The sequence below is a fragment of the Flavobacterium sp. KS-LB2 genome (assembly GCF_036895565.1).
Classification (GTDB): domain Bacteria; phylum Bacteroidota; class Bacteroidia; order Flavobacteriales; family Flavobacteriaceae; genus Flavobacterium.
Map to the genome: position 1 here is coordinate 2,528,618 of NZ_CP145904.1, position 11,704 is coordinate 2,540,321.

The window sequence follows — 11,704 nt, forward strand, 5'->3', positions numbered from 1 at the left end:
AGGTTGCTAAAATAACAATGGCATATAATAATAGGTACGAAGTCGGGGGACTTCGCACAGCACGCAATTAAATATTATAATTGCTTAACCAAAAAATCCAAACACAAACATGCTACACTAATACATAAATCCAAACAACCAAACTGGAATTATAGTCCCATACCCTATTTCTATCATATCTTTGGCAATGTATGAATCTGGGATATCGATAATTTGTTTTCTGGTTTTGTTTTTGCCTCCTATTTCGAAAGTGTACTTTTTATTAAATTGTTAAATACAAACAACATTTTTAGGTGCTTTTTGTTGTTTTTAAACAACAATTTTTTATATTTTTTGTTGTATTTAAACCACATTTTTAAATTACCCTAAAAAATTATTAGTCAATGAGAATACGCGAAGTCCTCTACGGTATTTTCTTTCGTTATCATGAAAACAAAACGAAATTTTAGCCCTGATGGTAGCGGCATCCCACGCTTTTTGGCGTGGATACAGCGGACAGCAGGACGATTCGTCCTTGAAAAAAACATTCGTTCAGCTCCAAAAAAATAACACAACCGTTCATAACTCCTTCCGATTTCTTTTTAAAACCAATTTCTAAATTCCTAATTTGCACCCTTAAATCAGTAGGAGAAAATGAAGGTCTGTATTGCAGAAAAACCAAGTGTCGCCAGAGAAATCGCATCCGTTTTAGGAGCCAATACCAAGCACGACGGGTATTTTGAAGGCAATGGGTATCAAGTAACGTATACCTTTGGGCATTTGTGTACCTTGAAAGAACCGAATGATTACAAACCACACTGGAAAAGTTGGGATTTGAACAACTTACCCATGCTTCCCGAGAAATTTGAAACCAAAGTGGTGGAAAATTCGGGAATCCAAAAGCAATTCCGAATCATAAAAAGTTTGTTTGACAAAGCCGAGTTGGTCATTAATTGTGGCGATGCTGGACAAGAAGGAGAACTCATTCAGCGTTGGGTGATGAACGAAGCGCAGTACAAAGGCGAGGTACAACGCTTGTGGATTTCGTCCCTAACCACTGAAGCCATAAAAGAGGGTTTCCAGAACTTGAAACCATCTGCCAACTACGATAATTTATACTACGCCGGATTTTCCAGAGCCATTGGAGACTGGTTATTAGGAATGAACGCCACGCGATTGTACACTGTAAAACACGGCGGGTACAAACAAGTTTTGTCTATTGGAAGGGTGCAAACCCCAACATTGGCGATGGTCGTGGACCGATTCAAAGAAATTGAGAATTTCAAACCGCAACCGTATTGGGAATTACAAACCTTGTATCGAGAGACACTTTTCAGCTACGAAGAGGGTCGTTTTTTGAAGAAAGAAGATGGTGAAATTTTGGCCAATAAAGTCAAAGAAAGTGAGTTCGAAATTGTTTCGGTCGATAAAAAAAACGGAAACGAATATGCTCCCAAACTGTTTGACTTAACCGGTCTACAAGTGTATTGCAATACCAAATTTGGCTTTACGGCAGATGAAACGCTAAAAATTGTACAGACTTTATACGAACAAAAAGTAGTTACGTACCCGAGAGTTGACACCACGTTTTTACCAAATGATGTCTATCCAAAAGTACCTGGGATTCTAAAAAACCTGACTAATTATGCGGCGTTGACACAACCGCTTTTGGAAAAAAAGATAAAAAAATCGCCCAAAGTTTTCAACGATAAAAAAGTAACGGATCACCACGCCATTATTCCAACGGGGATTCAAAGCAATTTGCAATACAATCAGCAGCAAGTGTATGATATTATTACAAAGCGATTTATTGCCGTGTTTTATGACGATTGTTTGGTTGCTAATACCACAGTTATTGGGAAAGCGGCGGATGTACATTTTAAAACCACCGGAAAGGAAATCTTGAAAAAAGGTTTTCGCGTAGTCTTCGAAGACCCAAACGCCAAAGAAAAAGAAGCCGATATATTACCGAGTTTTGTTGTTGGCGAAAAAGGACCGCACCAACCTTCGTTCTTGGAAAAGGAAACCAAACCACCCAATCAGTTTACCGAAGCGACTTTATTGCGTGCCATGGAAACCGCCGGCAAGCAAGTCGATGATGAGGATCTACGCGAATTGATGAAGGAAAACGGCATTGGTCGTCCTTCCACACGTGCTAATATTATTGAAACGCTTTTCAGACGCCAATACATCGTAAGAAACAAAAAACAAGTTTTGCCAACACCTACAGGGATTCAACTGATTGATACGATTCAAAATGAGTTGGTCAAGTCGGCTGAACTGACCGGTTCTTGGGAAAAGCAACTGAAAGATATTGAAAAAGGAACGTTTACCGCGGGTTCATTTATTAAGAACATGAAACACATGGTTGAAACTTTGGTGTATGAAGTCCGAAGTGAAACGAGACGCGCCAATATTTCGCATGCAGGAAGTGTTCAAAAAGAAGTGGTAAAAGTCGAGAAAAAGAAAGCAGCCGGAATTTTGGCGGAAGTCTGTCCGAAATGTAAAAAAGGAACACTTATCAAAGGAAAATCTTCGTTTGGCTGTTCTGATTATAAAGCGGGTTGCACATTTTTATTGCCTTACACTTTTTCAGAGAAAAAAATATCCGAGAATCAATACATGCGATTGCTTCAAAAAGGATCTACCGTAAACTTGAAGGACTTTAAAACGGATGCAGGCGTTGTGGAAGGTTTGCTTCGCTTTGATGAAAATTTCAAACTCAAATTGGAACCGAAAAAAACTTTGGCGAAAGCCATACCGGACGAATTAACTTGTCCGAAATGCCAGAAGGGAACCGTATTAAAAGGAAAAACGGCTTATGGTTGCAGTCAGTATAAATCAGGCTGCGATTTTAAAGTGACTTTTGATGTAGTCAGAGCGAATTTAAAAGATCAAAAACCTACAAAGGAATTGGTTTGTACTATTTTGAAAGAAAGTAGTTAAGAATTCAAGACAAACGCATTAAAAGAGTTAACACGACCCGAACGATAGCGAACAGACAAGGCAATTTCACGAATTTTAGTCCCAATAAAGCTATTTCGCAAAGTGACACAAAGGCAACACAGAGATTTACAAAATTTAATAAATTATTCTTTGCGTATCTCTGTGAAATTAAAAAAATACACTATTCTATTTTTTCATACTTTAGCTCAATATAAATAACCACATAAAATGTAAGCTTATGTTTCAAAAAACTATATTTATAGTGCTTTTACTTACCATAGTTTCCTGTAAAAAATCGGATGTAAAAGAAAAAGAAAAAATAAAAGCTGCCAATTGGCTTTTGGGTAATTGGGAAAACAAATCTCCGGATGGCAATCTAACGGAAAATTGGGAAAAAGCAAACGACAGCACTTTTCAAGCTACTTCTTATTTTATTAAAGAGAAAGACACCATTCACTTTGAAACCATAACTTTACAACAAAAAGGAGAACAATTAATCTATTCTGCTATCGTAAAAGGACAAAATGACGACAAGCCTGTTGATTTCAAACTGACAACTGCAACAGAAAAACAATTAGTTTTTGAAAATCCAAAACATGATTATCCACAAAAAATTAGTTATACTCAAATTACTCCAGACAGCTTGGTAGCTAAAATTTCGGGAATCCAACAAGGAAAACCAAGTTCAGAACAGTTTTCGATGAAAAAAATCAAATAAAAATTTAACATTTCGGTTATAATCAAAACCTTGCTCTAAATATGCAAGGTTTTTTTGTACTCAAAAAAGGAAGATTAACAAAAAAACAATTGCTTTCCAGTGCAGTTTGCTTATTAAAAGCCAACACAAAAAGCTGTTACCTTTTTTGTGGATGAAACAAAAAAAGCAAAACCAAAACAATAACTAACTAAAACAACACCAATACTTAATCAAGAAAATTAAGGTCAGAATATTAAACCTTTTACTGATTTTGATATCCAAATGAGTAGTTAACAATTGCATTCATATTAGAGATAAAAGCAAAATAAACAGCTTACACCGTTAAAAAAAATGTGATTATTGGTGCATTATTTGCTTGAGATATCATTTTAATTTTTACATTTGCACTATTCTTATTTAATCTAAATAACAACATACTTTCTCATACTACATGAGAAGCCTGATAACAATTATGAAAAAAAATCTATTCTTATCGCTTGCTCTGTGCGCTACTGCATGGATGAACGCCCAACAAAAAAACAGTCTTTTAGAACAGGCCTTCTGGAAATCAGCGCCAACTGTAACAACAGTAGAAGCTGAAATTACAAAAGGAAACAACCCAGCTGCAGCTACTTCAAATGCTTTTGATGCAACCGTAATGGCCATCAACAATGACGCACCTTTGGCTACAATTCAGTTTTTATTAGATCAACCTGGAAATGAAGTGACTAAAATAACACATGATAGCCGAATTTATCTGCATTGGGCTTCCAATAAAGGAAATGTAGCACTAGTTGAATACCTCATCAAAAAAAAATCAGATATCAACCTTGAAGATAGTAAAGGAGAAACGCCTTTGACTTTTGCAGCAATCGGTGGTCAAAACAACACTGCACTTTATGATGCTTTTTTTAAAGCTGGTGCCGACCCAAAGAAAAAATACAAAGACGGAGTGACACTTTTATTAATGTCTATCGCTTCCGATAAAAATTTAAGTCTTACCAACTATTTCACAACAAAAGGTTTGTCATTAAAAGACACAGATACAGATGGAAACACCGCTTTTGACTATGCAGCAAAATCAGGAAATACCGCGCTTTTACAAGCAATTTTAGACAAAGGCGTTAAATATACCAACAACGCTTTATTGTTTGCTGCACAAGGTACGCGACGCGAAACTACTTCATTGGAAACTTTTAAATACTTAGTCGAAACTCTAAAAATTAAAGCTACTACTACTAACAAATTGGGCGAAAATGTCTTGCATTATTTGGCTAATAAACCCAACCAAACAGAAATTATCAACTATTTCCTAGCGCAAGGCGTAGATGTAAATGCAGCAACAACCGAAGGTACTACACCTTTAATGATCGCGGCTACTGCTCGCGACAACACTGCTTTGGACTTATTTTTAGGAGTATCCAAAAATATAAATGCTAAAAATGCCAAAGGCGAATCAGCGCTGACAATGGCCATAAAAGTTGGAACACCTGAGGCTATTACTGCCTTACTGAACAAAGGCGCTGACGTAAATGTACTTGACAAGGACAATAATAACCTAGGGTATTATTTGGTACAATCCTACCGACCTGCTCCTCGTGGCGCTGCCACTTCTGCTGATCCGTTTGAAATTAAAACGAAACTTTTACAAGAAAAAGGCCTTAATTTGGCAACTGCTCAAAAAGACGGCAACACTTTATTGCATTTTGCCGTAATCAAAAATGACCTTTCCTTGTTACAAAAATTAGCTGCTTTAAAAATCGATCCAAATACCAAAAACAAAGATGGCTTAACCGCTTTACACAAAGCAGCCCTCATTGCTAAGGACGACACTATCTTGAAATACCTACTTTCTATCGGTGCCAAAAAAGATATTCTAACTGATTTTGACGAAAGTCCGTATGCCTTGGCACAAGAAAACGAGTCGTTAATTCAAAACAAAATTTCTTTAGACTTTTTAAAATAAAAAATAGCATCAACACATGAAATCACTCTTAAAAATCAGCCTTTCTATTGCCTTTTTATTCCTCATATCCGCATCGGCTACAGCCCAAACAAGCAAATACAAATGCATGTTGCAAATGTCTAATTACATGGGAGAAGGCGCGTATATCGTAGTGTCATTAGTCAATGCCAAAGGCGAATACGTAAAAACCTTATACGTCATGGGCGACGATAAAAAATGGTACAAAACCATTAAAGAATGGCATAAATTCTACTCTAAAAAATCTGAAAACATCAGTGCTAAAACTGGTGCATCCGTAACGGGCGGCGACCGTAGCATTACCACTATCGAAATTGAAGATGCTAAAATCAACAAAGGTTTTAAGCTGCGTTTTGAAACATCGGTAGAAGATCAAAAATACCACACTGCTGATCTTGAGATTCCATTAACAACTGAAGGAATAGCTGCAAAAACCGAGGGTAAAAACTACATTCGCTATGTGCGCTTGAACAAGATTTAAAACAAAATTACTTACATTTGGGGCGTGACCCTCTAAAAAAGTCGGGTCGGGTCTTCCGTTCCCGCTTTTTTTATAAAGGCTAAAAGCCTTTCTAAAAAAGAGCTCCACTACAACCCCTCACGCAAAACCACTGTAAAGTCAACCTTTCGTTGGCTTTACAGTAACTTTCTAATATCCTACTCCATCTTTAGAAATGAAATTTGGAGTCCATAAAAATACTTTTACAACATGACACTTTCTTTTTGGCGCTCCGCTCACTTGGCTTTGGCCGTTTTTTCTGCAGCATTCTTAGTATTAGCATCCGTTACGGGTGTTATTCTAGCTCTTGATGCCATTCAAGAAAAAACGCCTCCCTATAAAATTGCTGATTTTGATGCCATTAGCCTTCAAGAAACCTTGTCTATTTTACGAAAAACCTATCCCGAAATCACAGAATTAACCGTAGATCACAATCAATTTGTTAACCTGCAAGGACTAGATCAAGATGGAAATGATGTAAATGCCTATGTCGATGCAAAAACAGGTAAGATTTTAGGCGCTCCCAAACAAAAAAGCGAATTTATACAATGGACTACTGCGCTTCACCGCTCTCTTTTTCTAAAAGAAACGGGGCGATTTATAGTTGGTTTTGTTTCGTTTTTATTGCTGCTAATTACTATTTCAGGTTTGGCGTTGCTACTCAACCGTCAAAAAGGAATTAAAGCGTTGTTCGCCTCAATTGTAAAGGAGAATTTTGTACAATACTATCATGTGTACTTAGGGCGCTTGTCACTCCTTCCTATAATTGTACTTTCGGTTTCAGGAAGCTATCTCACACTTGAAAAATTTAATTTTTTCCTTGAAAAAAATACTATTGAAGCAAATACTGCAGCGACAACATCTGTAAAAAGCACTATCGATTTTTTTAAAACGACTCTTTTAAGCGATGTCAAAAAAATAGAATTCCCCTTCTCTGACGATCCGGAAGATTTTTACATCATCACGCTACACGATAGTGAAATTGAGGTAAATCAACAATCGGGAGCAATTATAAGTGAGACTCCTTTTCCTTTACAAACCATTGCAACCGAATGGAACTTAGATTTGCATACGGGGCGTTCTAGCATTATCTGGGCAATTGTATTGGCACTAGCCAGCATCAATATTTTATTTTTCATTTATTCTGGTTTTGCCATGACGCTTAAGAGAAGAGCTAGCCGAATCAAAAATACGTTCAAAGCAACCGAAAGCGACTTGATATTGCTTGTTGGTTCCGAAAATGGAAGCACGCTTGCGTTTGCAAATGCTATTCAGAAACAATTAGTAGCGCAAGGCAAAAAAGTATTTTTGGGCGAATTAAACTCGTACACAAGCTACCCAAAAGCAGAGCACCTGATTGTATTAACATCTACCCATGGTTTGGGCGATGCACCGGCGAATGCCACAAGTTTTTTATCACGATTACAAAAAACAGAGCAACAACAACCCATCCAGTTTTCTGTTGTAGGATTTGGATCGATGGCGTATCCTGACTTTTGTGCGTATGCCACTGAAATTGACCAAGCATTAGCGCAACAAAAATGGGCAAATCGTGTGCTGGACATGCAAACGGTAAACGACAAATCGGCTACAGAATTTGTGGCATGGATTCGATTATGGAATGACCAAACTGGTATAAACCTAGCTACTACTCCTTCCCTTTACAGTGAAGTGCCGAAAGACCTAGAAAAAATAAAAGTGCTCGACAAAACCTTGATTTCCGAAACTGAACATACTTTTCTATTGACATTAGAAACAAGTACTTTTTCTATACATACCTCTGGCGATTTGCTTGCAGTATACCCAGCAAATGACAATCAAGAACGCTTGTACTCTATTGGAAAAGTAAATGACAAAATACAACTGGTTGTCAAACTACACCCTTCAGGTTTGGGCTCCAATTATTTGTATGATTTAGAAAAAGGAAGCGTTTTTAAAGGACGAATTATTCAGAACAAATCGTTTCATTTTCCTAAAAAAGTAGCTCAAGTGGCAATGATATCAAATGGCACCGGCATTGCACCGTTCTTGGGAATGATGGCTCAGAACCAAAATAAAACCAAGTTGCATTTGTATTGTGGTTTCCGCCAAGAAACGGAAACAGTGACTGGATACAAAAAATTTGCCTACGATATGTTAGCAAAAAAACAGTTAACCAGTTTTCAATTGGCACTATCGCGTGAGGACAAACAAGAATATGTAATGGATTTGATTGAGCGTGATGCGTCCTTTTTTGGAAAACTGTTGCAAGATGGCGGTACAATTTTAATTTGCGGATCGCTTGCGATGCAAAAAGACGTTGAAAAAGTACTCGATACTATTTGTTTGAACCAATCTAGCAAGGGTATTACTTTTTATAAAGAAAACGGACAAGTGCTTACGGATTGCTATTAAAGTTAAATCGCTTTCGCTTGGCTACATTTTTGGAACCCATGTCTTTTTAAGTACTGTGCCCACGTGAGTGATGGCAGCGGAGCTCTTTTTTAACATGCCGTTTTTGGGGCAGAGTAAAAAAAGCGGGAGCGTACAGCACGACCCGAAGTTTTTACGGAGGGGCACGCCCAAATTATTTCGGTTTTAGTTTATATTTAAATTTTGTATATTGTTCGTTGAGCAAAAAATTTAATTACGGTATTATAAAACACAAAACTATAGAATGAAGGAAACACTTATTAACACAGACTGCTCAAAAACAACTATCATAATCCGCTTCATTGTGGGGATTGTATTTGTATCCGAAGGATTTCAAAAATTTATTTTTCCGGCTACTCGAGGAGCAGGAAGGTTTGAAAAAATTGGATTGCCAGCACCTGAATTCTTAGGTTTTTTTGTAGGATCTTTTGAAGTGATTTGTGGTGTCTTACTCCTAATCGGTTTACTAACTCGTTTAGCAACTATTCCATTAATTATCATAATGCTAGTGGCATTTGCAACCACAAAATCTGAAGTGTACTTAAATGAAGGATTTTGGGAATTACTACACGGAAGCCGAACGGATTGGGCGATGCTTTTGGGAAGTATGTTTATTTTAATTCGAGGAGGTGGTTTATGGTCAGCAGATAGAAAGTTAATGAAAAAATGAATGCAAAGGTAAAATTAAGCGAAATTGCAAGTCTTTTTTTGAAATTGGGCATCATTGGTTTTGGCGGTCCTGCGGCGCATATTGCTATGATGCAGGACGAGGTGGTTGCCAAACGAAAATGGTTTAGCGAGCAACATTTTCTGGATTTAATAGGCGCTACCAACTTGATTCCTGGTCCCAATAGCACCGAAATGGCCATACATATTGGCTACGAAAAAGGCGGTTGGAAGGGATTAGTGGTTGCTGGACTTTGCTTTATCTCACCTGCGGTGCTCATTACTGCTTTTTTTGCTTGGGCTTACAAAGCCTATGGGCAAACACCAGCTGTACAACCTTTTATATACGGAATTAAACCCGCTATTATTGCTATAATTATTGCAGCGGTTTTTCCGTTGGCAAAAAAGTCTATGAAAACAGTGACCTTGGCAGTCATTGGTTTGTTAGTTTTGATAGGTTCTTTGTTGCATTATTACGAAATTTACTTGCTCTTTGGTGCTGGTTTTGTGGGTTTATTTTTGAAGTATTGGAACGACAATCGCTCCTTGAAAGGGAATAGTATTTTACCTTTGATTGCTTTACCCAATTTCGCCACGCCTCTATTGGCTGGCAGTAATGCCAAACTGTTTTGGATTTTTTTAAAAATAGGCGCTATACTATATGGTAGCGGCTATGTTTTATTTGCATTCCTGGATACGGAGTTAGTTGCAACCGGACTTTTGACACGCCAACAATTAATTGATGCCATAGCTATTGGGCAATTTACACCCGGACCCGTTTTTTCATCGGTGACGTTTATAGGGTATCAAATTAATGATTGGACGGGTGCGATTGTTGCCACTATTGGAATTTTTCTACCTTCATTTGTATTTGTGGCATTGCTCAATCCTTTGGTCAACAAAATGAGAAATTCAGTGTTGTTTGGTGCTTTTCTTGATGCTGTAAATGTAGCTTCAGTAGCAATAATTCTATCGGTTTGTTGGTCTATGGGAGCGGATAGCATCATGGATTGGAAAACCCTCTTGGTTGCAATTTTGAGTATACTAGCTCTTTTTGCTTATAAAAAAATTAACAGCGCCTTAGTGGTTGTAGGTGGTTCACTTTTGGGATACCTGCTTACTTTACTCTAACAAAAGTATTTGAACGGCAGATACTGCTTGGTAGTTCTGGTTATTAAAAAAATTATGAAAACAAAATCGATTACTACTTTCTTCCTTTTGATAACGCTTATTGTACAAACTGCGGTTGGCGCCCAAGTACTGCGCAAAAGAACGACCTTACTGATGGGCGGCCGATTTGACATTAGTATTGTGGATCAAGATTCGCTTGCAGCAGAACAAAATATTGATGCCGTTATTGCTGAAATTAGCCGAATTGAAAATTTAATTTCGGACTGGAAAGCCGATTCGCAAGTTTCAGAGGTGAATCGGAATGCCGGTATTCAGCCCGTGAAAGTTGACCAAGAGGTTTTTGAATTAACCCAACGTGCCATTCGATTTTCGGAGGCAACTAATGGCGGTTTTGACATTAGCTTTGCGGCCATGGATCGAATCTGGAAATTTGATGGTTCGATGACTGAAATGCCATCGGCGGAAGCCATCAAAAAATCAGTTGAAAAAGTAGGCTACAAAAACATTGTTTTGGATAGTGTAAATTCCACCATTTTTTTAAAACTGAAAGGAATGAAAATTGGTTTTGGCGCTCTTGGCGAAGGCTACGCTACTGATAAATGTAGAAATATGATGCTTGCTAAAGGTATACAAGCCGGAATCATAAACGGTACTGGAGATATGAGCACTTGGGGTAAACAACCTAATGGAAAAGCGTGGAATATTGGAATTACGAATCCTTTTCGTACTGAAAAATTGCTGGCCGTAGTGCCCCTATCGCAAGAAGCAGTAACCACATCTGGCAGTTATGAGAAATTTGTGGTTTTTGATGGCAAACGCTATTCGCACATTATCAATCCAGCAACAGGTTACCCGGCAACAGGCTTATGCAGCGTTACTGTTTTTGGCCCCTATGCCGAAACGGCTAATGGTTTAAGCACCTCACTAATGGTTTTAGGTCCTAATGCAGGACTACAATTACTGCAGAACTATCCAGAATACAGCTGTATCATGATTACAGACAATGGTAACATCATTCGATCGAAAAACTTCCGAATTAAAAAATTCAAAAGAAAAGTAAAATAGTAGCTTGTTACCAACAACTATTTTTTCGAAACTTCTATTGGGTTTCATAGTTGCCTATGAAAACGATACCAATCAAACTTTGTTGGACTCCATTTAAAATGCTTTTAATCGTTTTAGGTGATGTTAAAGCTGCAATTGTATCCCGATTTTCATTTCAACTACTGAATTTCCTCCTTTTTTAACAAGAAAGGATTGCGAATAAAGCCATTCTTATGTATTAATCGCAAATTAGAACAATTATAAATAACTACTATTCAGTTTTTTAAAAACTCTTTTTACTTCTTATTAATATTTAATCTAAATAAGTTTTGTTAATCCGAACTAG

Annotated in this window: 8 protein-coding genes; all 8 read left to right on the forward strand. The window is 37.4% G+C overall.

Annotated elements, in window-relative coordinates:
* The first annotated feature begins 633 nt into the window (after positions 1 to 633).
* The 8 genes from V5J73_RS10770 to V5J73_RS10805 all read left to right on the forward strand — a co-directional run bounded on the left by V5J73_RS10770 (position 634) and on the right by V5J73_RS10805 (position 11,379).
* Positions 634 to 2,925 (forward strand): DNA topoisomerase 3, encoded by a 2,292-nt coding sequence (locus tag V5J73_RS10770; protein WP_338645782.1) that lies wholly within the window; start codon positions 634 to 636, stop codon positions 2,923 to 2,925.
* Between the two features lie 238 nt (positions 2,926 to 3,163).
* A complete protein-coding gene (locus V5J73_RS10775; protein WP_338645784.1) occupies positions 3,164 to 3,643 on the forward strand; it encodes a DUF6265 family protein in 480 nt (159 codons plus the stop codon).
* A 451-nt stretch (positions 3,644 to 4,094) separates the two neighbouring features.
* Entirely contained in the window at positions 4,095 to 5,588 is a 1,494-nt protein-coding gene (locus tag V5J73_RS10780) for an ankyrin repeat domain-containing protein (RefSeq protein WP_338645786.1), read from the forward strand.
* A gap of 16 nt (positions 5,589 to 5,604) precedes the next feature.
* Positions 5,605 to 6,087 carry a DUF2271 domain-containing protein gene (locus V5J73_RS10785; RefSeq protein WP_338645788.1) on the forward strand — a complete coding sequence of 161 codons (483 nt, stop codon included), beginning with the start codon at positions 5,605 to 5,607 and terminating at the stop codon, positions 6,085 to 6,087.
* A 228-nt stretch (positions 6,088 to 6,315) separates the two neighbouring features.
* Positions 6,316 to 8,499, forward strand: coding sequence for a PepSY domain-containing protein (locus tag V5J73_RS10790; RefSeq protein WP_338645790.1), 2,184 nt, complete (start codon positions 6,316 to 6,318; stop codon positions 8,497 to 8,499).
* Between the two features lie 262 nt (positions 8,500 to 8,761).
* Positions 8,762 to 9,187, forward strand: coding sequence for a DoxX family protein (locus tag V5J73_RS10795; RefSeq protein ID WP_338645792.1), 426 nt, complete (start codon positions 8,762 to 8,764; stop codon positions 9,185 to 9,187).
* A complete protein-coding gene (gene chrA, locus V5J73_RS10800; protein WP_338645794.1) occupies positions 9,184 to 10,314 on the forward strand; it encodes a chromate efflux transporter in 1,131 nt (376 codons plus the stop codon). The genes V5J73_RS10795 and chrA overlap by 4 nt, the downstream gene beginning before the upstream one ends.
* Before the next feature lie 54 nt (positions 10,315 to 10,368).
* Positions 10,369 to 11,379, forward strand: a complete 1,011-nt coding sequence (locus tag V5J73_RS10805; protein ID WP_338645796.1) for an FAD:protein FMN transferase — start codon at positions 10,369 to 10,371, stop codon at positions 11,377 to 11,379.
* Positions 11,380 to 11,704 lie beyond the last annotated feature (325 nt).